This window comes from Nocardiopsis sp. N85, from assembly GCF_028882275.1.
GTDB classification, from domain to species: Bacteria; Actinomycetota; Actinomycetes; order Streptosporangiales; family Streptosporangiaceae; genus Nocardiopsis; species Nocardiopsis lambiniae.
Genome location: NZ_JARBUT010000004.1, coordinates 275,828 through 300,008, shown reverse-complemented (window position 1 = coordinate 300,008; position 24,181 = coordinate 275,828). Strand labels below are relative to the sequence as shown.

The following is a 24,181-nucleotide window of genomic DNA, read 5'->3' as shown; positions in this document are numbered from 1 at the left end:
GTGCGCGGCCCCGTCCGGTCGCCCCGGGGCGACCGGAACCGGCTCAGGGAAGGGCCTCGCGGGGGTAGACCACGGCGGTGGCGCCGTCGATCTCCATGACGTCGACGTGTGCGCCCACGGGGATCACCAGATCCTCGTCGATGCTCCGCGCCGACCACTCCTCCCCGGAGAGCTTGATGAGCCCTTTGTCGCGGTCGACCGGTTGCAGGACCACGGCGGAGCGCCCCACCAGGGCCTCGGTCCCCGAGAGCACCATGGGACCGCGGGTGAGCTGGCGGCGCATGATCGGCCGGACCATGTAGACGCCGGCGGCCGAGGCCGCGACGAACCCGATGATCTGCACGGCCACGGGCATCCCGATGGCACCGAGCAAGGCGGCGACCAGGGCCGCGACGCCCAGGAGGCCCAGGACGAAGGTGAGGGTGAACACCTCGATGATGCCCAGGACGACGGCGAGGATGAGCCAGAGCAACCAGGCTTCCATGTACCACCCCTCCCCTTCGTTTTCCGGGTATTACTTGTGCTACCCACACAAGCCCGACCAACCACACGATTCGCTCGTGCCAACGGGTATTCCGGTGACGGGTCCGGAGTCCTCCGTCCGCGCGGGGTCTCCGGGACCGTTCCGCCCGGGGCCGTCCTCCCCGGGACGGCGAACACGGCGAGGTCCCCGACGGCACCCGCTCGGGGCCGCCGGGGACCGTGTCCCCGCCCGTTAACGTCCGCCGGAGAACTGGTAGACCATCTGGTAGGTGGGCCGGTTCTGCCAGGCGATCGGCCACATGCCGATACCGCCCACGGTCTGGTGGATCACCGTGTCCGCGCACACCTGGGCGCCGGCCCCGCAGTGCGCGTCACCCGGGTAGACCTCGCCCGCCGGGGTGGCGACCGCGTCGGCGAGGGTGTCGAGCAGGATCGTGCGGCACTCGGCGAGGTCACCGCCGCCGCAGTAGGCGCCGTCACCGAGCGGCCCCTCGACGTCGTGACCCAGCACGGTGCGCAGGTCCTTGTCCACGTACGACCACCACCCGTACTGGAAGGCGGAGCCGCGGTGGGGCTGCCCCTGGTTGACGCTGCCCGGCGAACCGCCGCCGATGGCGCCCGAGGGCGATTCGTCGATCTGCGAGGCCCGGGTCAGCTCGGTGTACAGGTCCCCGCCGAGTTCGGGCTCGAACTGGGCTCGGACCAGCAGCGGCCACCAGGCGTCGAGGATCCGGATGGAGTCGGCGTAGGAGTAGTAGCCGGCGTCGCGGAAGGGCTCGCGGCGCAGCGACCCCGCCTCGTTCCACAGGCGCAGCTCCTCGATCGCCGAGGCCAGCCCGGGATCGGTCACCTCCTCGGTGTCGATGACCTCCAGCAGGAGCGGCAGGACCTCCTGGGCGCGCAGGTCGGCCACACCGGCCTCCATCATCACCCGTGTCAGGCTCGCGGTGGTGAAATCGTGCCCGTCGGCGATCAGCGCCGACACCCGGGTGTCCAACAGCCCCCCCCGGTGCACCGACCCGGTGGACCAGCCGGAGGTGTACCCGTGCGCGGGCTTGTTGTTCCAGTTGACGATGTGGTCGGGGTTGATCGCTTGAGGGTGGTCGCTCTTGGGGATGTGGGCGGCGCTGTTGGTGTCCGGGTCCCAGTCGGACCAGCCGGCCTCGGAGTAGGCGTCGATCGGCAGGTTGGGGTTGGTGCCCTCGGTCCGGAGGGGGTTGGCGCCGGAGTTGACGAAGGCGATGTCCCGGTCGTCCACGTAGTGCCAGTTGAAGGCGTAGCCGATGTCACCGGCGGCCTCGATGAACGCCTCCGCCGAGGTGATCTCGTCGGGATCGTTGAAACGCTGGAACCCGATGATGGAGTCCACTTCGTGCATGTAGGTGGAGCGCAGCGAGGTGAACGCGACCGGGGTGCCGTCCACGGTGGCGAACGACTGCACCAGGCCGTACTCGGACCGCAGCGAGGTGAGGGTGTAGCCGCCCGCCGGGGTGCCGTCGGCGACGGTGGGCTTCCACTCGTTGGTGACGCTCAACTCCTCGAAGGGGGCACAGTCACCGGAGGAGTCGACGTAGGCGCGCGAGCCGGTGGTCGGGGTCGACCCGTCGGTCTCGCACAGGTGCACGGCGAAGGTGTCGGTGAGGTCCTGGCCCGCCGAGGTGGCGCTCCAGGCGTAGTCGACGCCGCGTCCCATCTGGACGTAGAAGCTCACCCCGGCGAAGGAGGCCCCGCGGGCGCTGATGCCCGGTCCCTGGAGTTCCTGGAGCAGGAGCAGCTGAGGGGAGAAATAGGCGGTCTGCGGTCCCATGACGGCGACGGGGTTGCCGCTCTCGGTGTGCTCGCCGGAGACCAGCAGGGCGTTGGACATGCCGCGCGGGTCGAGCAGGCCCTCGGGCAGCACGCCGTCCTCGAACACGCCCTCGGCGGCGGAGAGGTCGCCCTCCTCGACCATCGTGTCGAGTTCCTCCCGCTGTTCCCCGGTGAGGTCCTCGACGGTGAACTCCTCCGCCGGGTCCTCCGGCTCGGCAGCGGTGGCGGCGAGCGGTTCGGTGGACTCGGCCGCCTGACCGGAGGCCGCCGACCCGTGCTCGTCGTGGACGATGTCGTAGTACTCCAGCGAGCCCGGGTCGGGGGAGACCTCGCCGACGGGGTCCTCGGGAGTGCCGCTGTAGGGGAACTCGCCGGGGATGCTGACCACGGCCTCCGGGTCGTTCTCCATCCGCCAGTCGTGCCAGAGCGCCAGTCCCTCCTCGGCGCCGTAGCGGTCCTGGAAGTTGGCCAGGACGATGGCGGACTGGACCTCGCCGCCCCCGCCACCGCCGAAGATGCCACCGACCATGGAGGCGATGCCGACGACGTCGGTGGCGGTGAAGTGCTCGATCCTCCCGGCGTTGGTGATGGCGTTCTTGTGCCCGGTCAGGACGTACTCACCGGGGAAGTAGCGGCCTCTGTCCGCCTTGTCGATGTAGGCGTTGACGCCCTTGAGGTAGTCCTCGACGTCGTCCAGGGCCTGGCGCCCGCGTTCGCCGCTCGCGGCGACCCGGTCGATCTGGGCCTGCTTGTCCTCCTCGGTGTACGGGGCGCTGCGCCACAGGTCCTGTTCCAGACCCCGGTTGCCCTCGGCGCCGCCGGCGAAGGAGGTGAGTTCGCCACGGCCGACACGGCGCAGCACGTCCATGAGGAAGAGCCGGTCCTCGGCGGCCGCGTAGCCGGCGCCGAACATGGTGCCCTCACGGGTGGTCCCCTCGATGTGGGGGATGCCGTGGTGACGGTCGCGGGTGATGGTGACGTCGGTGCGCGGCCGGTAGCGGCGGCCCACGTCACCGGAGGCGACACCGAAGGTCGCGTCGAGGAAGAAGTCGTCCAGACCCTCTCCGGTGAGGCCGTCGTAGTGGTGGACGAGGTTGTCGTACATGTCCAGCTGGCTGGAGGAGAAGCGGGGCCGAGTGCCGAAGGCCTGGTGCCCCAGGATCTCGACGAGAGTGGCACTGCCGTTCTGACCTGGGGGAAGGATGTCGTGGCATCCCTGGGGAGCGCAGTAGTCGGGGACGGGTTCGGCGAGGGCGGGGGCCGCGGGGAGCGTCGCGACGCCGACGGCCGCGACCGCCAGCGCGAGACCCGAGGCACCGGCGCGCAACCGCCTTCTGAGGGAGGGGAGCGAGGGGGGCATGTGCTGTCACCACCTGGGGGTACGGGCGATGGTTCCAGCGGCATGTTACGCACGGGTAGGGAAATTGCGAAAGAGTTTCACGTTTGGGACCCCGAACCGGAAGGACACCTTCCGAGCGCCGGAGAAGTCGGCATGTTTACCGTGACGCACGCCACATCCAGCGCAAAGCCGCGGGCACACCGCGAACAAGGGCCGTCACGAACGGTTGACACGATCCCGGGAATGGCCACATCCGGCCACGCCGATCCGTCGAGCCGAGGTCCGGAACACCGGCCGAGGGATCGCGTTCCACCGACCCCCTCCCTTTGACACAATCGGACCCATGAACCAGTACCCCTCCCCCGGCCCCGGCGACCCGTGGCAGCAGCCCCGGCAGGACCCCTCGACCGGCTGGAACCCCGCCCCGGAGTACGGCGCGCTGGAGCCCTACGGCTCCCCCGGCGGCGGCTACGTTCCCGCCCCCACCGGACCGGCCGCCGGCTCGGTGGAGGAACCGCTCCTGAGCACCATCGGGGACATCGCGATCACCCGGAACACCGTCATCACCCCCGGAGGACGCTTCCCGATCAGGGGGACGGTGTGGACCGTCACCGACATGAGCCGCACGGAGAGCAACATCCCGGTCTGGGCCATCATCGTGGCGATCCTGTTCATCTGGGCCTGCCTGCTCAGCCTGCTCTTCCTGCTGGTGAAGGACCGCAAGACCACCGGCCACATCCAGGTGACCGTCCAGGGGCACGGCCACTACCACGCGGCCTCCATCCCGGCCGCGCACCCGGGCCTGGGCGCCCAGATCAACCAGCAGGTCAACTACGCCCGCAGCCTCGCCGCCTGAACCCCGCTCGACGGGGTCCCCGGAAGACCCGGGGGCACCACCCGCCACGGCACCCCGGTGCCCGGACACCGCTCCACCGGATCGCCGAGGAGGTCCGGGCGAGTCCGGCGGGCGACCACGGAAGCGACGTCCGGTGACACCACGAAGGCCCGCCAGGGGCGGGCCGCCCCGGTCGGCGACTCCCGCCGGAACCCGTCGTTCTCCAGGGCGCCGCGCCAGGCCCCACCCCGCACGGCGCCCGCCGGGGAGGGGCTTCCCACCGGCCGGCCCGACACCTCCTCCTGACCGAAGAGCGTCCGTGGGGACACCCCACCCGACGCGGTGCCCGCGACCAGGAGGGCGCTACAGGTCCGTCACCGCCAGAGCGCCCGCGCCGACCAGCCGGGACAGCCGGACCGCCCGCCGGATGTCCGCCACCTCGGGCGGCGGGCCGTCGCCCATCCGCGGCCGACGCTCCTCCCGGTCCCCGTAGACGTTCGCCCCTCCCAGGGTGACCCCGAGCGCGCCGGCGAAGGCCGCCTCGCACTGGCCCGCGTTCGGACTGGGGTGCCGGTCCCCGTCCCTTCGCCAGACCCGCCACGCCTTTTCGACGTCCCCGCCCACCGCAGGCGCGGCCAGGACCGCCAACACGGCGGTGAGCCGCGCCGGCCCCCATCCGGCGAGGTCGTCCAACCGGGCCGAGGCCGTACCGAACCTGCGGTACCGCTCGTCGCGGTGGCCGACCATGGCGTCCAACGTGTTCACCGCCCGGAAACCGGCCAGCCCGGCGACCCCGCACAGGGCACCCCACACCAACGGGCCCACCACGGCGTCGGAGGTGTTCTCCGCCAGCGACTCGACGACGGCCCGGGCGATCTCCCGCTCCCCCAGCCCTCGGGGGTCGCGCCCGCACAACCGCGGCAACAGCTCCCGGGCCCGCTCCACATCGCCGGCCTCCAGGGCCCGGGCGATACCCTCGGCCTCCCGGCACAGCATGCTCCCGCCCAGGACCGCCCACGTGACCGCGGCGGTCACCGGCGCCCCACCCCGTTCGGCCAACCGCCCCAGCCCGACCACGGGCAGGACGGCCCCGGCGGCGAACACCGCGCCGGCGACCCGGGAGTCCCTGTGGACCCTCCGCTCCCACCACCCGGCGGCCCGCCCGAACAACGCGACGGGATGCCCCCTTCGGGGGTCCGGTACCAGTACATCGAGCAGGAAGCCCGCCGTCATTCCTCGTGATCGCACCGCACCACGGTAGCGACCCGTCACAACACACCTCCGATGGTTACACAGAGTTATATTTACGACTACTCTCAGTGACGTCCAACGGAGGCCCAATGCTGTGCACTCTGACCTGGATGGCCGTCCTCGCCGGACAGTGGTGGCACTTCTGACCGCTTGACATCAGGAGTTCACGAAACGCCAGCGAGGGTGAGGCGCACCGGGGGTTAATCACCGGTAACGTGGTGCACGAGGCCCATAGCGACCGATTTGGTGGAGCGCGCGTGGTAACGAGTGCCAACTACGAATCACCGTAGTTGCTGAGTCTTTGCCCACCCGTGGGCGAGATCTTCCAAATACCCTAGAATGTCTGCCCGGGGCACCACGGTACGGGCCGACCACCCGACCTCAGGCCACCCCGTGTCACAGCTTGGTCACGAGCCGCTACATCGGGCGACAATTGAATCGAGCACCCGTAGCTCAGTGGATAGAGCACCGGACTTCTAATCCGATGGCCGCAGGTTCGAATCCTGCCGGGTGCGCCACAAAACCCTAGGTCAGACGGGGTGCGCGAGGATCTCGAACGAGGTCCTCGCGGCGTTTGGGGGCGATGTGTGCTCCTCGTGTGCTCCCCAGTACAAGGTCAGTGCAGGTGGGGGTCCACCTCCCGGAGCACTTTGCTATCCCACGACCGTGACGGGCCCTGGGCCGGGACAACCCCGCGTCCGCCCACCAGCGCCCAACCACGGGTCTACTGCCCCATCCGCTCCCAACCCCCACGCCCCCTACCCCAGAGGCCACCCGGCAATTCAGCCGCCCAACACGCCCCGACCCGGGCGCCGCCCGGCACAGCGACTGCGCAGTCGGTTCCGCCGCCGTTCGCGACTTCGGGGAGCACCAGCTGGCATGTGTCCCGCGTGAAGTGCGTGGTCGTGCGCCTCAACACCTTTGGCGCCACCTGCACGTCCGACCCCGCGTCAAGTGCGAGCGAGGCAACGCCCTAGCTGTTCTGTCCTAAGACGTTGTGTAACTCGTTGGCAACGGTGACCACAGGCTGGCAGGGATGGTGTCATACCGCCGTAGCGACTCCGCAGTTCATAGGGGTTGCTCATGCAAGAACGACGGATGCTCACCCTCGCTGAACGCGAGGAGATCGTGCTCGCCCACGCGCGAGGAGAAGGTATGCGCACCGAGCAGGCTCTGGGCCGCTAGGTCCTCGGAGTTTGGGAGGGGGATCTCGTGGCGGGCAAGGAGGGCAAGACCGCAGTGATCACGCTGGTAGACCGCCAGAACCGGTAAACGGTGATCCTGGTTCTGCCCCAGGGGCGGGAGGCCGATGACGGTGGTCACCGACCTGCCGGTGTTCTTCTCTGATCCGCACTCGCCGTGGCCGGGGCCCACCAACGAGAACACTAACCGCCTGATCCGGGAGGACCTGCCCAAGGGCACCGACATTCCGCAGCACCAGCCATACCTGGCCGCGATCGCCGACGAGCTCAACACCCGCCCCCGGGCGTACTTGGGGTTCTACACACCGCAGAAGATGTTCCACAAGCTCCTCTTGAGGGCGAAGGTGTTGCTTCAACGAATTGACACCACCAGGTCCTGACAACGTTTCCGTTACCGTCTCGAATCTGCACCGAGCCCCGCACCCGCCAGCGAGAACCATCCCTGACAACAAGAATTGCCTGGCGAGCGGGCCATCATCCAAATCAGAAACAGGGGCGGTCTGCTCTGGTTGCGGTGCCGCCCGCACCGGATCGGAGAGATCACCCGAGCCATACCCGTACTTCAACTCCGCGAGGTAGGAGAAAAGAACCTACTGACGAGCCCGCTCTTAATGGGACTCCGGCGACGCAAGCGCCCTTCTTAGGGTCACTGGTCTCATCCACGATTAGGACCTCGTCGTGGGTATCCAGAAAGGCGGAAATCTGCCGCACAGACTATGGAGTCCAGTGGTCACGGTTTATCTGGCGTTGCCTCCGTAAAGGATGGCATGCCCGGCGTTCCCTATCGGGGCACCAGCAGTTCATCCGAACGAAGAGACAAGCCAGGGTTCAGCGATTTCGTTCCACAGCCACAGTCAAATGAACGCGGAGGAGGCAAACCATCAAAGACCTATTGGAGCTCGATAGGACGTGACAAACTAGACCCAGAGACCGCAGGCTGAATCCATCGCCAAATAAGCAACTTAAGGTCGCTAGACACTTCGTTCCAATTTAAATAGCACGCCAGTTTTGATCTGACATGTGGAGCCTTCGCCCCAGATTTTTCGGACGCCTTTCCTTCTCCACCTTTCGATCCCAAGCGCGCAGCCAGAACTCCAGCGGATTGCGCTTCAATATTCATGAGATCTGCAAATTTAATGGCACGACAGTCAGAAAGTTCAACTGTCAAAGTATACTCGAGATCCACAGGCATCAGGTGCACAGGAAAATCTTTTTCAACAATCGAAAGGTTTGCTGAACCGGTTCTTCGGGCAACCAAATTCGCATCCTCACGTGTTAGACTCCCAGCATCGAATTCTCCCATTATATCCGAAAACTTCGCCTGAACATCAGCCTGAACAGTAATGTCGTTTTCGCGAATTGCACGCAAGATAGCCGAAGATGCGTCTACTGAGTCGACACAGACCAGTACGCTGTATGCCAGTGATCTGGAATTTGGTTCCCGATATCGCCGAAGAAGGCGCAACCAGGGACCAAAGCTGTTCTTCCCACCAACAGCTGCTACTCTCATTCGACTAAGCACAGGAATCGGAACTATACCTTCCAAATTTCTGCGCATTGCTTCAAAAAATGCCAGGTCTCCTGGCCCTTCAACGAGCAGTAAGCTCCTGTCAAACATCGACCCGGATGCCCATGTCGATAATTGGTAATGGTCTTTTTCTTCTTGATCATTGTCCACAACACCTGCTGGATATATCATATGTTCTCGAAGTACTACGACATCTGCCGGAGCAGCCTCCGCCAAAACCAGAGAACTGTGTGTCGTAGCCATTATCTGCACATCACTCTTCCGGAAAATTTGCCATGCAATCGTCCGCTGTGCACTCGGATGCAAAAATGCTTCAGGCTCCTCCAGGAGAAGCAATCTTTTCTCAGCACCCGCCATCGATAGCTGAATCAATGCCATTGCCATGACGCTTTGAGTACCAGCACCCAACTGGTCAATCGGCACGCGCTGCGCATCATGCTCACCCATAGAGAAAGCTGGCTCGATCTGACTCACAAGAAACTCAATCATCGTCTGTGGGTTAATATCTAGACCGAAGTTCGCATCTAGATCAAACAACCCCCGGAGATATTCACGAGTCGATTCCCAAACTAAATTAGCCTGACCCTCACCGGCCCTACTCAATTCCCTGGCATTCTCGGTAAAATTTTTCCCTAGTGTCGACATTCTCCCCAGACCGGAGCCAATTAGGGCGCCCGATAGACTTTGAGTCAAGGCTGTTTTCAAAGATGATCTAAACAGATGCGATCGCGCATCCCTTGCGGCCCCAACATAGAGAGCGCAGTAAGATCCTTGCAAACGCCTAAACAAATCGATGGCTTTCTCTTCCGACTCCGATCCCTCTCCTCTCCTTGGAACCGTGATTCGTGCATAGGTGACCTCGGAGCGAAACTGTATCCGAAGTTCGCATACTCCATTTACAGCGTTGAAACGACGCCCCGCTCTCCCATCAGGAATAAATATTCGCAAGATCAACCTTCGTGCCTTATTCCTCGTGGCACGAGCAGGAACAAGAAGCAATCGCTCATTCTCCGATAACCGACGCCGCCCGCTCAGCAATGCAGCATCAGCAACGTTAAACAGCCAATCACAAATTCGGAGCAAGGATGTTTTTCCTGAATTGTTTTCACCAATGAGCAGACGGTTTCCTTTCATGTCGAACTCAGCGGCCTGGAACCCGCCTACATTTTCTAGCCTCACTCCCACAAGTTCCATCGATATCCCCCAATCTCTTCATCATTAACATGACCATTGCTAGAAACCTCCACCCCACAGGAATGAGCCAACCCAAAGGCAGATCAAAAGCGCAGGCACCAGTATATCCAGTCATGATCGGCCATGGCTTTACTGAAACCACCAAGCGAGAATCATAATTACCTAAAATTTTGACGTCGTCGCAGAATGATCCCATGAGAATTCGAAGCATAAGAACTAACCATGGGACCTTTGATCCGATGGCCGACCGCCTCCGCCCACGGCGAAGCCCCAGGCCGGGCGGGGTGAACCCGCCACGCAGCCCGGGGCTCGGGGCGCTGAATTGCTCCTGGTGTACTCCCCCGTCCCGCTACCCGACCGACACCGGCGCCCCACGCAACAGCGCGGCGGTCGCCTCCGCAGCGGCCTTGGCGACGTCGGGGTACACCGACTGGTAGGTGTCCTGGGTGAAGTGCGTGGTCGCGTGGCCGAGCTCGGTCGAGACCACCTTCACGTCCGTTCCCGCGGCGAGTGCGAGCGAGGCGGCCCCGTGGCGGAGCCCGTGCAGGGTGATCGGCGGGAGCCCGGCGGCTTTGGCGATACGGCAGAACCAGTCGCTGACCTGCCCCGGATGCCACCCCGACCCGTCCTGGCGCGTGAACACCAACCCCGTAGCGGCCCAGGCCGATCCTGCTGCGAGGCGCTGTTCGTTCTGGAACCTCTTCCAGCCCCGCAGCACCTTGATGGTGTCGGCGTCCAAGGTGATCGTGCGCTGTCCCGCCGCGCTCTTGGGTGTGGAGGTGATGGTCTCCCACGCGAGCTGCACGACCTGGACGCGGATGTCGATCTGGCCGTCCACCAACCGGGTGTTCGCCCACGGCAACCCGACCGCCTCACCCCGGCGCAGCCCCTTGACCGCGATGAGGTGGAACATGGGGAACAACCACGTGTACTTCTTCGCGTGTTGGAGGAAGGTCCGGGTCTGTTCCGGGGTCCACACCATCACCTCCCCCGGCACCGTGCCGTCCTTCTCCCACAAGCGGACCCGGTCCGCAGTCCACACCAGGGGCCGCTTCCTCGGACAGGAGGGCAGGCGCACGTGCGAGGCGATGTTCACCGTGACGGGCAGGTCCGGGGAGCGGACCGCGTCCGACAAAGCGCTGCGCAACGTGGCCCGGATCCGATGCTTGGTCGACAGCCAGATCACCCGCCTCCCCCGCACCGACTTCTTCACCTCCGGATCGGAGGACTCGCGGCATTCCAGGACGTGCACGTTGGCCTCTTCGATGGCCGCGAACATCGCCTCGACGTGTCGGGCCTGCAATCGGTCCAGGCGGACCTTGCCCAGGTGCGGGACCAGGTACTTGCGGATGTGCCCGTCATAGGAAGCCCGGGTCCCCTCCGCGAGATCGGGTTTGCCGTCCAACCACTGGCGCAACCACACCCCCACCAGCGGCGGCTCACGCCGGGCATCCACACCCGCACCGATCCGTTTGCGGACCTCCTCCAGGTCGGGCAAGGGCTGGCGCGTCCGCAACGCGGCCTGGACCAGATCCCCGACCTGTACTTCCACCTCGGGCTCGCCCTGGGCCAGATCCAGCAATGCCGCGAGATGGCCCAGGGCCTCCCACGCCTGTTCCTGGCTCACCAGGCCGGTACGGCGTGCCTGACGACGCTTCCCCTCGCTGGTAGGCGGCAGTTCACGCTGGTAGGCCCAGTCACCGTGGCGGGGGTTGAACGCCCCGCCCTGGCGGCGCAGTCTCGGACACCGTGCCCCCAGCGCCCTTCCGGAGTTCTCCTCCCGGCAGCCGCAGCGTTTGAACACCCGTCCCTGATGAGAAGCCATCTACGGCTCCCCTTCCTCGTCGTGGTCACTGCGCGCGCCGCACCGCCCGCACCCATTCCAGGTGGAAGGCAGGTTCAGGCCGAGGTGGGCCAGAATGCCCGCGGTGGGAACCCTCCACGACCGCCCCACTCGCTGGACCGGGACCGGAAACGTCCCCTGCCGCAGGAGCCGGTAAGTGGTGGTGCGGCCCAAACCGAGCATCCGCCCGGCCGTCACCGGGTCAAGAACCAGGGGCAGGGAACCGATCTCGTCCAGCCGAACCGAAGCATCCCGCTTCACCCGACCCACCCCCTCACCACCTTTGACCTGTACGGACACGGCACGCGACCCCGCGTCGTGCGGGGCACCACGTATCCACGCTCGACCTCGCCGAGGTGGTCAAGCGGATTCGCCCCCAAGCCCACCGGATTTTTCCTCCGCCCTCGATCGCCACCCGATATCACACGTTTCGTCGCTTTCGCCGTTGGCGGCCACCAACGCCCCCACCGGCCCTGGAACCGCCAGGGCCAGCGGGGGTCCCGGGGCGGGTGTTCGGGGGCGGTGTGGGGGCCTGTGCGCCCCCGCACCGCCCCTATCCCGCGCGGGTCAGTCCGGGCGGACGTGCCCGGTATAGGTCAGCCAGGCCCGGTGCCGAGCCCGTGTGTGCTCCGGGATGGCCACGACCTGGTAACGGCCCGCACCCCGGTGGTGCTCGACCACGTAGTGCTCGCCCTCCCACACCGGAGCGCGGCCCAACCTGGCCCCGGCCTCGGCCACCTCGGCGAAGGCCGCCTCGTCGTGGCTGGTGCGCGGGAAGTAGGACACGTCCACACGGGTGTGCGGGCTGATGGGCAACTCCGGGTGCTCCTCCAGGAAAGCCGCCAGATCCCGCATGTCCGCGATGATGCGCATCCGCAGGTCCGGGCCGGCCGCGCCGACGAAGAAACCCCTCTCCAGGGCGCGGACCTCCGCCGGCTCCTCGTCCCACTCCTCCTGGTCGGAGGTGGTCCGCCTCATGCCGCTTCTCCTTCTCCCTGTGCGTGTTGCTGCGCCGGTGCGGGGTTGGTGAACACGAGCACGTCCTCGTGCTGGATCACGTGCACCGGCCAGCCGCCCTTACGCAACCTGCGGGTCTCCAGGAGCTGGAAGAACGAGGTGCGTGAGACGATCTCGCCGTTGCGGACCGCGCACAGCAGAGCTGCGCACCGGTCCACCTGGACCAGCCCGGCCCGCCGACCCGCTTGGGCCACCTGCCCGGGAAAGTCCACGAGTTCCCCGGCCTTGCGGTAGGGGCGGGTGGTCACCAGAACCATCCCACCCGGGGCGAGCAGCCTGCGGCAGGCGGCCATGATCTGTGTGAACGAGTCCGCGAGCGTGTCCGGGTTCTGGTAGGCGAGGTTGGCCGCCCGGCGGTCGCGGTCCCGCGAGTAGCGGTGGGAGTGCTTCTCCACCGCCTCCGCGCCGTCGCGTCGGGAGCGGACCTGCCCGTGGGTCATCGACCCGTACGGCGGTGATGTCAACACCAACCGCACCCGACCCGCCAAGGCGGTGGATGCCAACCGGGCGGCGACCTCGGCGCCCTCACCGGTGTGCACCTGGCCCTCCCCTTCGGCGCCCTGGACCATCGCGGTCTGCAGGTTCAACCTCGCGATCGACGCCCACTTGGGCTCCAGCTCGATCCCCACCCCGCGCCGCCCCAGGTGGGCGGCCTCGACCAGGCTGGTGCCGATCCCGCACATCGGGTCCAGCACCATCTCGCCCGGGCGTGTGTAGGTGGAGATCGCGTGGCGGGCGATCTCGGGGAGCATCTTGCCCGGGTGCTCGACCGATAGGCGGCTGTAGCGGTGGCCGCGCTGTTGCCGGGCCTGCTGCTGCCCCGTCGCCCACACCGACCACCCCGCACCCCCCGGTCGATCACCGCACTCGATGAGGCCTCCGAGAACGCCCCCTCCGGCATCCGGGTCCGGGGTGTCCGGGTGGGTGCTGTGCTGGTCCTGACTCACGCCTGTACCTCCTCACACGCCTGCGCGGGCACAGTGCGCCCCTTCTTGCGGAACACACTGATGTTCAGGTGCGCGGGCGACGTGATCGTGGCTGCGGCCTCGGCCACCGAGGTCGACAACCCCGCTCCGCCCTCCCCCAAAGCAGGTCCGGGGTCGGGGTCGAACCCGTCCGCGCCCCGCACCGGGATCGCGGCGCCAAGCCCGGCCTCACAGATCGGCACGGTCACCGCGATCACGTGCTGCAGGTACACCAACCCCGCGCAGGACGCCGCCCGCACCACCCCCGGCGCAGGGTCCACCACCCCCGCTGAGGTGCGCCCGACGGGGGTGATGACCGCGACGATGCCGCCGGGGCAGGTGATCAGAGCGGCGAACTCCACCCGCGCCCGAATCCGACGGCGCAGGGCCCCCACCGAGGCCGTGCGCGAGGTCGCCCCAGTCAGGGCCGTGACGGTCAGGTCCGCCCACGCAAGGTCGCAGTCGGTGGCGGCGGTCGCACCCACAGCGTCCAGGGCCCGGGAGACGATCTGGTGGCGGCGGTCCTGTAGCCGGGCCTGCTCGGCCACCCGCCCGTTGCCGGTCAGGTCCACGACCCGCTGTCCGGGGCCGCTGTACTCGGCCACCAACCGCTCGGCCAACCGGCCCGGGATGACCGCCTCGCCCCCGTGGCCGGAAGAGGACTGCTGGTGGGTGTGCAGGGCCCGGTCACCGGGTCGGGGTGCGCAGGCCCAGACCGCCAACGGCGGCCTGCCCCCGTGATGGTGTGAGGCGCGGGTGTGGTCCGGAGTGTTCCCCAAGGCGTCCCCTCTCGTTGTGTTTCGCCCTTCACTGGGGGAGAAACACCTCCGGCCCCTCGGATTCGACACCACCTCCCGGAACCGGTCCGAAACGAGTAGAAAAGTCCCTAGCCCCGACCCGGAAGCGCGGGTCAGGGCCGAGGACTTTGGCCCGGTTGATCGTACGGAGACCGATGTCCCCGTGACGCCCCCTGGACAGGAACACAACTGGTCCCCGTTCGCGCACCCCAACCGGATGGCCGGTGAGGGGCGGACGAGATCAAACGCGAAAATACCCCTTAGGGGTATAGTGAAAGTGGGGGTGTGCGCAGGTATGCGCACACCCCCGGGGGGCGGGTGAGATCAGTCGGCCTACGCGGCGAACCGGTACCGGCGGGGTTTGTCGCAGGTCAGCTCGGTCTTGCCCTCCTTGGTGAGCTTGGCGAGGTTGTTCTGAATGGCGCCGATAGAGCGCCCCTGGAGCAGGTGGCTGAGCTCGGTCGCGGTGTACTCCTGTTCAGGGGCGGCCTTGAGCAGCGCCCAGACCATGAGCTTGAGCTCCCCTGAGGCGAGTCGCCGCGACCCGCTGACCGGGTTCACCGTCGGCTCATCCATGCCGAGGTCAGCGGCTACCGGTGCCGGTGCGACCTCGGCCCGGGGCGCGGGTGCGTCCAGGGCCGGTACCGGGCTCGCAGGGTCCAGGGCAGCTGCGGCAGCCGGTTCGGCGGCGGAACCGGCATCCTCGGGGACGGAGTTCTCACCCGAGGCGAGCAATCCCGTTTCGCCCGTGCCCATCGGAGCGCTGTCCTGCGGGTGCACCTGCGCGTCTTCGTTGCCCCCACCCTCAACGGGCGGCATCGTGACGGCGCTCTCGAAGTCCTCGGCCGCGCACGCGGCGTCCTCGTCGGAAGCGGGGTCCTGTTCTGTCGCGGTGGTCGGGGCCGCCTGCCAGTGGTCCGGCAGACGGCGCCGCCCGTCGCGCCCGCCGGGGGTGCGCACCGCGGCTCCATCCTTTTCCAGGGCGGGCAGGTACTTGCTCACGGTGGACTTGCCCACCCCCGCAACCTCGGCCAGGTCGGTAACGGTCAACGGTGTGCCAGCCTCGGTGAGAGCAGTCATGATCAACTCGCGTGCAGGCGCAGTGGTCGTGGTCATATCGCGTGTCTCCTTGTGTTGTGGGTGGTGTTGGCCGGGCCCCGGTACGGCCAATCAGGTGTCAGAGGCCAGGTGGGCGCGTACCAGGGTGCGGATCACCTGGGGCAGGTCGTGCCGCTGGTCGGTGGGGGTGTGCCAGCCCCTCAGGTAGGAGCCGTGGCGGGTGACCCAGGTGAAAATCGCCCCGTCGGGCATGTCCGGGTCGGGGTAGGGGGTGGCGACCGTGACGACGGTGGCCGGGTCGCGAGTGTCGAGGTAGACATCGTCCAGCCGCCCCACCTCGCCCCGGTCGTGGAACAGCGGGCGGCGCAGCAGGGCGAAACCGGCCTGGCGCATGGCGCGGCGCAGAGCGGCCAGGGCGGTGCGGGGCCGGGGCCGGATCGGTTCCCAGGGGTCCTGGGCCAGGCAGGCGTGAGCGAGCTGGTCGGCTGTGGCGGTGACGGTCGGCCACACCCGCTCCCGGGGCAGGATAAGGCTGTAGGTTTCCAGGTCGTGGTGCAGGTCACCGAGTCCGTAGACGATCACCTCCCGGGTCTGGGTGGTGAGGTAGCGGGCGTGGGTGAGGCGGTACTCGCCGCTGTCCGGGTCGGCGATGAGCAGTCCGCCAGGGCCGGTCCGATCCAAGGCACGCAGCAGCGGTTCCGTGAGGTGCTGGTCGGCGAACCGGACCGACATCGGCCGGTAGGGGTGAACGGTCACCAGAGTTCCCTTCGGGTGGGCGCGCCGAACGCCGGGTGCGACGCGCAGGTAGCGGTTCGGGTGTCCGGGGCCGTCCCGCCCTTCGCGGGGCGGCCCCGGGTGTCAGGTGCGGGTGCTCCGGTGGCGGCGGATGCGCTCCTGGAGGTGGTGGAGGAACCGGGGCGTGGCGGTGGAGGTGATCTCCTCGGCGAAGGAGCCCAGGTACCGGCCCTGGTGGTGCAGGTGCGCGATCACCGACAGGTGGGGCGAGCGGAACCGTATGCTGCGCAGCTTGAGCATGAACCCGGGGTCGGCGCTCCAGACGAGGTGGTCGGTGATGTCCCGGATGAATCCGGGCTCGGGGGAGTCCGCGTCCAGGGGGATCTCGTTCAGGTGCCAGCCCTGCTGGTGCAGGGCCGTGCGCAGGCTCTTGTGCAGGCGCGGGACGGTCAGGGCCAGGTTGATCGTGTGGGTGATCTCGTCGCGGGCCTGGTCGGTGACCGCCTCGGCGACCCACTTGCGGTCCCCGCCCCAGTGGTCAAGGTCCCAGGTGAGGTTGCCGTGCCCGTACACGATGACCGGGTCCTCGTGCCAGTCGAGGTCACGGGCGTGGACGACCCGGTAGCGGGGCCGGTTCGTGTCGGCGGTGATCAGCCCTCCCGGCCCTTGGGAGGCCAGGTCGTCGAGCAGGCCCACCGTGATCTCCACGTCGGAATACAGGGTGCGTCGTGCGTTCATGGAAAGCGTCCTTTCAAACGTGCCGAACATCGGGGTCGGCGGTGTACACGGCCGGGTGGCCGGGGGCCGCCCCGGGTGGGGCGGCCCCCGGGGGTGTCAGGCGCTGGTGCGGCGCAGATACGCCTGGATCGCCTCGGACACCCGGTGGGCCTGGTGCGCGGCGGTGAACTGGTTGCCCATCCGGGTCGGCCACCCGGTCACGTGCCGCCCCCGGTCGGCGATAGTGATCAGGGAGAGCGCACCGGTCTTCTCGTCCACCGGGCTGGTGACCGTGACCGTGATGCTCGGTGCGGGTCGGTAGGCGTATCGGTCCGTCACCGTCCTACGGGTGGCGACCAGACCGCCGGGGCGCAGCCGCTTGTCCCGGTAGCGCGGCACCGCGGTCAGGTCGAGGTCGTAGCGGCGCAGGTGCTGGCGCATGCGGGTGACGACATAGCCGGTGGCGGTGATGTCGTTGAGCTGGTCGTCCATACAGTCGAAGGCGGTGCAGTCCACTGCCGCGACCAGCTCCTCCCAGAACCGGTGCCCGTAGTCCCGTCGGAACGCGCGCAGATCGTGGGTCAGGTCGTGGTGGCCGTACACGATGAACTGAGTGCGGCCCTGGTCGGGGGCGATGGCCTGGGCGTGGATGACCCGGTAGTCATGCCGGAACAGGTCGGCGATGATCACCCCGCCGGGGCCGATGCGCCGTAGGGCGCGCAGCATGCCCGAGGTGATGCAGGCATCGGTGAACCAGTCGGAGATCGTCACGTCAAGTCCCTCGTCGTACACGGAATGTGCCTTTCTGTGGGCGCGCCGAACACCGGGCTCGGCGCAGATGCGGGTTGGGTAGTGGGGCCGCCCCGCCCCTGACAGGGGCGACCCCCGAGACGGGTCAGTCGCGCAGGTCCAGGTGCAGGCGGGCCCGCTCCCCCGCGTAGCGCGCGAACCAGGGCACCCCGCTGGTGCGGGTGATGCGCTCGGACCAGCCGGTCACGTGGTGACCGCCGCAGTACAGGTCCAGGGCCGCCATGAGGCTGTGCGGCTGGCGCTGGACGGTGCACAGGGTGACGGCGATCCGCCTGTCATGGCGCCAGGTGAAGATGTCGTCGATGCGGGCCCCGCCGTCCTCGGTGGTGCTGAACTGGGGGCGGGCGTTGAGGTGCATACCGTGGCGGTGCAGGTCCTCGCGCACACGCCACACCAGGGGGTTGGCCTCCCGGGTCCGGGCGGCCCACCCCCGCAGGCCGGCCCGGACGGTGCGGGTCAGGCAGGCAGCGGCCTGGGTGTGGTCGCGGTGGCGCAGGGCCAAGTCGAGGGCGAGGTCGCGGTACCCGTAGACGATGACCCGGCGCCGGTTCCAGTCCAGGTGCTCGGCGCGGGCGACGGTGTACCCGCTGCTGTCGGCGTCGGGGATGATCAGGGCACCGGGGCCGGTGCCGGCCAGGGCGAGCAGGTCCTCGGACGTGACCTCGGCGGTCAGCAGGCGGGCAAGGTTCAGGTCGATCACGAGAATGCAGTCCTTTTCGGGCATGCCGAACACAGGCTCGGCAGTGGTTCGGGAAAGAGGGGGGCCGCCCCCGCGCCTCGCAAGGGGCGGCCCCGCAGGCGCGGCAGGTGGCTACAGGTCCAGGTCCAGGGCGCCGTCGACCGCGGCGGCGATCAACCGGTGGACCTTGTGGGGCCGCAAGGCGCCTGCGGTCTCCACCGTCATCTCGGTGACCGGCCGCAGGCCCTCACGCGGGGCCCGGACGGTGATCACGGTCGGTTCCAGGTAGCCGAAGGAGACCGTGACGCAGGCGATCAGGCCCGTGCGGGTGCGCCGGTAGTAGTCCGTCATCCGGGGCAGGCCGGTGGCGGGCACCTGGAGCAGGGGCGCGCAGTCCAGGTAGGCCTGCGGTCCGATCACCGCCTCGCGCAGCCCCTGCACCTGGAGGTTCATCGTGCGGATGCCGGGCCAGTCGGTCCTGTGGTCGTTGGCGATGTCGGTCAGGTCTTGGGCGAGCCGCTCGTCGGTCACCGGCATGCCCTGCTCGTCCAGGGCCTCTTCCAGGTCGGCCAAGGCCCGGCGGCCCGCGATGATCATCCGGGAGGTGGTCGCGACCTGGTCCCGGCCGATCGTGGCGACCCAGGTGGTCGCCTCGTCCCAGACCAGGCAGCTGCCGGTCGCGCTGTCGCGCAACTTCTCGACATCGGTCGGGGTGACGGTGATCGCCGTCGTGTAGGGCATACTCGTGCTCACAGCACACTCCACTTCGTTGGTTGTGTGGGAACCGCGCCCGCCCTTGGGCTCCACACCTGTCCGGTGGGCGCGGTTGTTCTGGGTGGGGCCGGTCGGAAGATGGCCGTCTTCCGGCCGGCCGCATCAGGTCCTGGTAAGAACCGTCACCTGTAGGAAGGCGACCGGTTCGGCGGGCTTGCGTCCGCCCAGGTAGCCACCGGTCTGGTAGCCGAGCACCGGGCACAGGGTGGAGCCGTCGTGGTGGCTGTAGTCGGGCCTTGCGTAGCCCGGAGCCATGTCGGTGGGCGGCAGTTTGCGCACCTCCTCGCCGCATTCGGGGCAGACCAGGGTCGCCCCGCACAGGTGCGGTCGGGTTTCCTCAGGCATCGCGTTCCCTTCGTTTCGATGCGCGCAAAATGCGCATTGATAAACTCCCTAGAATTGCCGGGTGTTTCTCTTTTGCGGTCCGAGGTTCGCTTGGGTATCGCGGGTTTGTCAACTCGCCCCGTGAGCCTTTTTTTGCACCCCCGGAAAACGGTTCCGTTCTCCGGTCGGCCACCAGGTGACCTTGGGTGAAACGGGTTTGTCAAGCCGTGCCGCGAGAAATTTTTCCCGCCGCCCCCGAAACCGCGTTGCCGTTTCAGGAACACCCACATAGGAACTTGGCCGACGCGGGGTTGTCAACTCGCGGCGCGTGTTTTCTCGGATTTTTTCGGGGCGCGCTTTCCAGAGAAGGAACCGCACCCGCGCGCCTACGCGCGCGTGGGACCATCCGGGGCATGCGAAGTACGTTTCTGGGTGATCATTTTTTTCATTTCCAACCCGATTCTGGTTGATCATCGAAACCGAGAGCCAGGGCTTTGTCATGATCCATCAATTATCATTCGAGAGACAACAGAAAAGGAGAGGATAAGCAGAGTGGAGAAGGGAAAGGGAGAAAAGGGGGCGGGTCGGCCGCTAGGCCGACCCGCCGACGGAGGAGGGGCCGCCGCCCCCTACGTGAAGTTGACTACCCACTGGGTATAAGTCTGGACTCGTGAGACATACGAGAACATGCCCTGAACTGCAATGATGACTAAGGCTGGGGTGGATGTGGCACTGGGGGCACCGGCGTAGCCACAGGAACCCCCAGAGGCGTAGTCACAGGCGTAGTCACAGGAGCCCCAAGCGGCGTAGCCACAGGAACCCCCGTTTTCCGCCGGACTCCTACCCTTGCGCCCGCGAGTCGGGGCGGGTCAGTTCATCCAGGAGTTGTTCGCTCGCTGGACTGGGTTTCTTTTTCAGCTCACCGAGTGCTTTTTCCAGCGACCGGTGGGTGCGCCGAACCGCGTCAGGCCGCCCCATTTCATTATAGGCGTGCATGATATCTTGATAGATGGATTCGTTGAAACGGTCCAATTCCATTGCTTTTTGAAGAAATGAAACGCGAGATTCCGCTGCATCTGCTTCTTTGGCCAGCAGGACCAGCACCTCGACGAACTGGTCGGCATAGTGTTTTCGGTGGGGCTCGAACCACGTGTCCTCACAGTCGGACAGGAGCGGCTTCTCCCAGATGTGCGCCAACTCCCTCAGAATCATTTCTCGATCTTCCACGACATGGTCTACACGTCCCCGAAGTGCCTTCGCATGCACCACATCGATGTCGAACAAGTCGGCTTGGAGGAAGTACCGGCCGTTCTTCTTGAACAGGATGCGCTCTTGGGTTTTGAGTGCTTCGCGCAACGGTGCCCGCAGACCGGTGATCGCGTTGTACCGGTCCTTGCGGGATTTGGTCTCGTCTTTTCCCGGGGAGAGGACTTCACTCATCTGGCTCTCGGGAAGACCGCGGGGGCACAGCGCCAGCATCGCCAGCAGGAGCCGCGAGCTCGATCTGGCCAGCACATCGTCGCCGTCCACCTCGCACACCGGCTGTGGGGCGAACAACCGGACCCGCACCCGTGGCACAGGCGAGGCATTCGAGGTGCTGTCGGTTTCCTCGACGGCAGTGGCAGGCGGGGTGAACAGGGCTGTTTCGAGAGCAGGTCCGGGTTCGGCCTCGGATACGGGTTGATGATCAGCAGGCTCCGAGGCGAAGGACTCCTCCTCGTCCGGAACGCTGGGGTGCCCAGGACGAACGCGGTGCCGCAGTGGACCCGCTACGTAGACCTGGTGGCCCTGATCTGAGGTCACGCGAGCTTCTTCGATGCGGTCGCAGTGCACCACCGTTCCCGGTTCTGCGGGCTCGCCCAGCACACTCATCACGACCCCAGGGGCCTCCCTGAGCACCCGGTGGATGCCGTGGGTACCGTGAACCTCTATTGCTGTGCTCACCACCAAGGCGAAAGCGTTACCGGGGACGTCACCTTCAGGGTGTTCATCGTCCATGCTCTGACGTGCGCACGCCAGCAGCGCGGCTTCCACCACGATCCGCGCACCGGGCAGATCGGCCACAACGTGCGTGCCCAAGGGGAAGACGTCCTCTCCGCCCAGGGCTTCGACCACGGCCCGGGTGGCGATGACCGGCCCCCGGCCGCCATGGCCGGAGACCACAGCCGCCAGAACCGGTGCGGCGTGGGCACCGACGAAGGCAACCCCCCGGGCGGTGTCGACCCGGGCAGTGCCGCCCACCAGCATGTAGCCGTCCGAGTCGATGACATCGCCCTCAATGCCCCCCGGGTCGTGGCGCACCAGTTCACCATCGCCGGGATCGACATCATGCTCGGTCTCGGTGCGGGAGTCCTCGGGCCGGTCCGGCGCCGGCCCACGCCCGAAAGCCTTCGCTTCGGGCCGAGCGGCTCCTGCGCGTGCACGACGGAGCCCGACCGCATAGCCCGCCGCACCCATCCCGGCCGCTCCGGCGACAGCACCCACCAACAGCGGGCTCGGACCGTCGTGCCCGCTGCTGGTGGTCACGTCCAGCTGCACCTGTTCAGGGACCGGTTCGGGCGCTTCCTGCTTCTTCTGCGGTTCGTCCTTCCGCTGCGATTCCCCGGTGTTGGGCGGTTGAAGGGTGTAGGCGATCTCCACTCTCCGGTGCGCGGCGTAGGAAGCTCCCGGGACGTCGCGGGGCTGGGTCGAGCCCGCCCCGGCAACCTGAAGCTCCACTTCCTCCCCCAAATGATCGGCCAGGTAGTCCGCAACGGCCTGGGCGCGCCGCTCCGACAGGGCCTGGTTGTAGGTGGGATGGCCTACGGGGTCGGTGTGCCCGGTGATCACGACTGGAGCGCCGACCAGCCCGAAATCGTCGATCATTCCCAGGGTCGGTTCCAAGGAGTCCTGCATCGAGGGGGTCATCTCGGCGGAGTCGAAGCCGAAACCGGACAGGGTGCGGGTGCGATCTATCAGCCTCTGGCCCTGCTCCCGTTCCTCGCTGATGTCCTCGGGTTCCTCGGCGAGGTCGGTGGCGGGTGTGACCGGGGCTTCGGCCACCGTGTCCGTGTGCGCGGCCAGAGCCGCGGTGTGGGTGGTGGTCGCGGTGGCGCCCCCGGCCACCAGCACCCACACGAGCCGGACCAGCCCCACCCGTGGAACGACGCCGCGCACCACGGCGACGATGTCCAGGGCGACGATCACCAGGTGGAACGCCCAAACTCCCCAGAGGCCGACCATCGACGCGGCGATCACGGCCGCGCTGGGCACGGTCCCCCCGCGCAGGTACTGGAGGAGCCAGACCCAGGTGGTGTCCTCCCCCAGCGGCCACTCCATCCGGGTCGCCAGGAAGGGCGGACCCACCAGCATGACCACCGTGAAAAGTGCTTCACCCGCCACAGACCACGGGCTTCGCGTCATACCTCTTCCCTTCGTTCTCTTCCGGCCCTGATGCGCAGCCGCGTGATTCCCGCGTCGCTACTGCGGTGGCAGTGCGGTCGCGGTCGCCTCCGCCTCGATCTCGCGGACCCCGATCGGCAGCAGAACGGGTGTGTAGGTGGTGTGGGCCAGGACTATGACCCGGTCATCGACGACCGCCACCCGCACCGTGGTGTCCGGGGACTGGAGGTGGTCGACGGCGGCCCGTCGGGCATCATGCGGTGCCACCACCGGGGTCCCTCTGCGGAGGGTCTGGTTCTGATCGATCTGGTGGGCGCCCGCCCGGGCGGCCTCCTGCGCGGCCGTCAGCAGTTCGGTCTTGGTGAGGAGCATCTGCCCGGCCTCCCACACCAGCGCGAACACGGCCATCACGACCGGCATGAGCATGATGAGGAACACCGACGCGTTCCCCTGGTCTCCGGACCGGTACAGGCGGTGCCCCGGAGTTCGAATGGCCCGGTTCACGGTGTCCTTCCTCGGTAGGGGTCGATCGGGGATTCGGCGGAGGAGCGCAGCGTGCGCCGGCCGCCGAAACCGCCCAGGTCCACGGCGCTGACCGTGCAGGCCACCTCCACGCGCACCGTCCCTCCCGCCTCGAACCGGGAGGTGTCCACGGAGGCGGTGAAGGGGTCGCAGACCACGCCCCGGTCGGCCAGCTCCCCCAGAGCCGCGTCGCGGGCCTGGGCGCGGGCGGAGGCCGTGTCGCGTTGCAGGGAGGCGGATCTGGCCGCTGCCGCGGCAGCGTCCTGGGTGACCAGGGCGGCTGAGACCTGCCGTCCGGCCACGACCATCAGCATCAGGGCCAGCAGGAGCACGGGGACGAGGAGCATCAGCTCCACCGAGGCGCTCCCGTCATCGCGTCCGCGCCGCCGCACACGCCCACTCCTCGCACGGGTGTTCATGGTGCGAGGCGTTCGACCGGTCCGGACACCTCCGCCGAGACCGGGAGCCCCGTCCCCGGCACCAGGCCGACCGTCCGGGCCGCCACCCGTACCCGCGCCAGGTCCGTGGTGCGGTCGACCTTGACCTCCACCCCTTGGAGAACGCCTCCTCCGAGCTGCTCCCTCGTCTGCTCGGCCCGTTCCCGGGCCGCCTCCACCGAGCCGTCGAAGGCACGGGCGGAGGCCAGGGTCTGGGAGGCGATCGCCTGGGTCCGGTGCTGGGCGTGCGCCCACACCCCCGCCTGCGCGACGGCAAGCACCATCACGAACACGATCGGCAGGACGAAGAGCGGCTCCGCGCTGCCCCGGTCGTTGCCGCTCCCCCGGCTGCGGCCGCTGCGGCACCGGGACCGTGTGTTCATCGGTTCACGCCCAGGTCGATGGACTCGGCCGCCGTGGTGAACTCCCCGACCAGGATGCCGCCGACGACGGTGGCGATCGCAATGGACACCACGATCA

The 24,181-nt window shown here is 67.5% G+C and carries 21 protein-coding genes, 1 tRNA gene and 1 pseudogene; 3 read left to right on the top strand and 20 right to left on the bottom strand.

What is annotated here, in order from left to right:
* Nucleotides 1-43: 43 nt before the first annotated feature.
* Nucleotides 44-484, bottom strand: a complete 441-nt coding sequence (locus PWG71_RS08715; RefSeq protein ID WP_274809048.1) for an NfeD family protein — start codon at nt 482-484, stop codon at nt 44-46.
* A 231-nt stretch (nt 485-715) separates the two neighbouring features.
* A complete protein-coding gene (locus tag PWG71_RS08710) occupies nt 716-3,652 on the bottom strand; it encodes a penicillin acylase family protein (RefSeq protein WP_274809047.1) in 2,937 nt (978 codons plus the stop codon).
* 322 nt (nt 3,653-3,974) lie between these two features.
* Here PWG71_RS08710 and PWG71_RS08705 point away from each other — a divergent pair, with 322 nt between their 5' ends.
* Nucleotides 3,975-4,487: a hypothetical protein gene (locus tag PWG71_RS08705; protein WP_274809046.1), complete on the top strand. Its 513-nt coding sequence runs from the start codon at nt 3,975-3,977 to the stop codon at nt 4,485-4,487.
* 342 nt (nt 4,488-4,829) lie between these two features.
* Here the strand turns inward: PWG71_RS08705 and PWG71_RS08700 are convergent, their stop codons facing one another.
* Nucleotides 4,830-5,714, bottom strand: coding sequence for a cobalamin biosynthesis protein (locus tag PWG71_RS08700; protein ID WP_274809045.1), 885 nt, complete (start codon nt 5,712-5,714; stop codon nt 4,830-4,832).
* Nucleotides 5,715-6,159: 445 nt separating this feature from the next.
* On the opposite strand from PWG71_RS08700, the gene PWG71_RS08695 reads away from it, so the two are divergent.
* Both PWG71_RS08695 and PWG71_RS28775 read left to right on the top strand, forming a co-directional pair.
* A tRNA-Arg gene (locus tag PWG71_RS08695) sits at nt 6,160-6,235 on the top strand.
* A 613-nt stretch (nt 6,236-6,848) separates the two neighbouring features.
* A pseudogene (locus PWG71_RS28775) lies at nt 6,849-7,283 on the top strand (transposase); the annotation flags it as partial.
* Nucleotides 7,284-7,808: 525 nt separating this feature from the next.
* Here the strand turns inward: PWG71_RS28775 and PWG71_RS08685 are convergent.
* From PWG71_RS08685 to PWG71_RS08605, 17 genes are all read right to left on the bottom strand, one after another.
* Nucleotides 7,809-9,641: an ATP-dependent nuclease gene (locus PWG71_RS08685; RefSeq protein ID WP_274809043.1), complete on the bottom strand. Its 1,833-nt coding sequence runs from the start codon at nt 9,639-9,641 to the stop codon at nt 7,809-7,811.
* A 349-nt stretch (nt 9,642-9,990) separates the two neighbouring features.
* A complete protein-coding gene (locus PWG71_RS08680) occupies nt 9,991-11,466 on the bottom strand; it encodes a tyrosine-type recombinase/integrase (protein ID WP_274809042.1) in 1,476 nt (491 codons plus the stop codon).
* Nucleotides 11,467-11,667 (bottom strand): helix-turn-helix transcriptional regulator, encoded by a 201-nt coding sequence (locus PWG71_RS08675; RefSeq protein WP_274809103.1) that lies wholly within the window; start codon nt 11,665-11,667, stop codon nt 11,467-11,469.
* 384 nt (nt 11,668-12,051) lie between these two features.
* Nucleotides 12,052-12,462 carry a hypothetical protein gene (locus tag PWG71_RS08670; RefSeq protein ID WP_274809041.1) on the bottom strand — a complete coding sequence of 137 codons (411 nt, stop codon included), beginning with the start codon at nt 12,460-12,462 and terminating at the stop codon, nt 12,052-12,054.
* Entirely contained in the window at nt 12,459-13,448 is a 990-nt protein-coding gene (locus PWG71_RS08665; protein WP_274809040.1) for a DNA methyltransferase, read from the bottom strand. Before PWG71_RS08665 ends, PWG71_RS08670 begins: the two co-directional genes overlap by 4 nt.
* On the bottom strand, nt 13,445-14,245 hold the full coding sequence (locus tag PWG71_RS08660; RefSeq protein ID WP_274809039.1) for a hypothetical protein: 801 nt from the start codon (nt 14,243-14,245) through the stop codon (nt 13,445-13,447). Before PWG71_RS08660 ends, PWG71_RS08665 begins: the two co-directional genes overlap by 4 nt.
* Before the next feature lie 351 nt (nt 14,246-14,596).
* Nucleotides 14,597-15,379, bottom strand: a complete 783-nt coding sequence (locus tag PWG71_RS08655) for an ArsR family transcriptional regulator (protein WP_274809038.1) — start codon at nt 15,377-15,379, stop codon at nt 14,597-14,599.
* 54 nt (nt 15,380-15,433) lie between these two features.
* Nucleotides 15,434-16,078: a hypothetical protein gene (locus PWG71_RS08650; protein ID WP_274809037.1), complete on the bottom strand. Its 645-nt coding sequence runs from the start codon at nt 16,076-16,078 to the stop codon at nt 15,434-15,436.
* A 102-nt stretch (nt 16,079-16,180) separates the two neighbouring features.
* Nucleotides 16,181-16,795, bottom strand: coding sequence for a hypothetical protein (locus PWG71_RS08645; protein ID WP_274809036.1), 615 nt, complete (start codon nt 16,793-16,795; stop codon nt 16,181-16,183).
* A gap of 96 nt (nt 16,796-16,891) precedes the next feature.
* Nucleotides 16,892-17,545, bottom strand: a complete 654-nt coding sequence (locus tag PWG71_RS08640; protein WP_274809035.1) for a hypothetical protein — start codon at nt 17,543-17,545, stop codon at nt 16,892-16,894.
* A 124-nt stretch (nt 17,546-17,669) separates the two neighbouring features.
* Complete coding sequence (locus tag PWG71_RS08635; RefSeq protein WP_274809034.1) at nt 17,670-18,284, bottom strand: hypothetical protein; 615 nt, start codon at nt 18,282-18,284, stop codon at nt 17,670-17,672.
* A gap of 111 nt (nt 18,285-18,395) precedes the next feature.
* The gene (locus PWG71_RS08630; protein ID WP_274809033.1) at nt 18,396-19,016 is read right to left on the bottom strand and encodes a hypothetical protein; all 621 of its coding nucleotides are present in this window, start codon (nt 19,014-19,016) and stop codon (nt 18,396-18,398) included.
* A 123-nt stretch (nt 19,017-19,139) separates the two neighbouring features.
* Nucleotides 19,140-19,382, bottom strand: a complete 243-nt coding sequence (locus tag PWG71_RS08625; RefSeq protein WP_274809032.1) for a hypothetical protein — start codon at nt 19,380-19,382, stop codon at nt 19,140-19,142.
* A gap of 819 nt (nt 19,383-20,201) precedes the next feature.
* Nucleotides 20,202-22,763, bottom strand: a complete 2,562-nt coding sequence (locus tag PWG71_RS08620; protein WP_274809031.1) for an OmpA family protein — start codon at nt 22,761-22,763, stop codon at nt 20,202-20,204.
* Between the two features lie 57 nt (nt 22,764-22,820).
* Nucleotides 22,821-23,246 carry a pilus assembly protein TadG-related protein gene (locus PWG71_RS08615; protein ID WP_274809030.1) on the bottom strand — a complete coding sequence of 142 codons (426 nt, stop codon included), beginning with the start codon at nt 23,244-23,246 and terminating at the stop codon, nt 22,821-22,823.
* On the bottom strand, nt 23,243-23,656 hold the full coding sequence (locus tag PWG71_RS08610) for a TadE/TadG family type IV pilus assembly protein (protein WP_274809029.1): 414 nt from the start codon (nt 23,654-23,656) through the stop codon (nt 23,243-23,245). Before PWG71_RS08610 ends, PWG71_RS08615 begins: the two co-directional genes overlap by 4 nt.
* 23 nt (nt 23,657-23,679) lie before the next feature.
* The gene (locus tag PWG71_RS08605) at nt 23,680-24,084 is read right to left on the bottom strand and encodes a TadE/TadG family type IV pilus assembly protein (protein ID WP_274809028.1); all 405 of its coding nucleotides are present in this window, start codon (nt 24,082-24,084) and stop codon (nt 23,680-23,682) included.
* Nucleotides 24,085-24,181: the final 97 nt, after the last annotated feature.

Coding starts and splice junctions, on each gene's coding strand:
- PWG71_RS08645 (WP_274809036.1), bottom strand. CDS start 16,795: ATGAACGCACGACGCACCCTGTATTCCGACGTGGAGATCACGGTGGGC.
- PWG71_RS08680 (WP_274809042.1), bottom strand. CDS start 11,466: ATGGCTTCTCATCAGGGACGGGTGTTCAAACGCTGCGGCTGCCGGGAG.
- PWG71_RS08620 (WP_274809031.1), bottom strand. CDS start 22,763: ATGACGCGAAGCCCGTGGTCTGTGGCGGGTGAAGCACTTTTCACGGTG.
- PWG71_RS08710 (WP_274809047.1), bottom strand. CDS start 3,652: ATGCCCCCCTCGCTCCCCTCCCTCAGAAGGCGGTTGCGCGCCGGTGCC.
- PWG71_RS08605 (WP_274809028.1), bottom strand. CDS start 24,084: ATGAACACACGGTCCCGGTGCCGCAGCGGCCGCAGCCGGGGGAGCGGC.
- PWG71_RS08655 (WP_274809038.1), bottom strand. CDS start 15,379: ATGACCACGACCACTGCGCCTGCACGCGAGTTGATCATGACTGCTCTC.
- PWG71_RS08670 (WP_274809041.1), bottom strand. CDS start 12,462: ATGAGGCGGACCACCTCCGACCAGGAGGAGTGGGACGAGGAGCCGGCG.
- PWG71_RS08625 (WP_274809032.1), bottom strand. CDS start 19,382: ATGCCTGAGGAAACCCGACCGCACCTGTGCGGGGCGACCCTGGTCTGC.
- PWG71_RS08715 (WP_274809048.1), bottom strand. CDS start 484: ATGGAAGCCTGGTTGCTCTGGCTCATCCTCGCCGTCGTCCTGGGCATC.
- PWG71_RS08675 (WP_274809103.1), bottom strand. CDS start 11,667: ATGCTCGGTTTGGGCCGCACCACCACTTACCGGCTCCTGCGGCAGGGG.
- PWG71_RS08705 (WP_274809046.1), top strand. CDS start 3,975: ATGAACCAGTACCCCTCCCCCGGCCCCGGCGACCCGTGGCAGCAGCCC.
- PWG71_RS08685 (WP_274809043.1), bottom strand. CDS start 9,641: ATGGAACTTGTGGGAGTGAGGCTAGAAAATGTAGGCGGGTTCCAGGCC.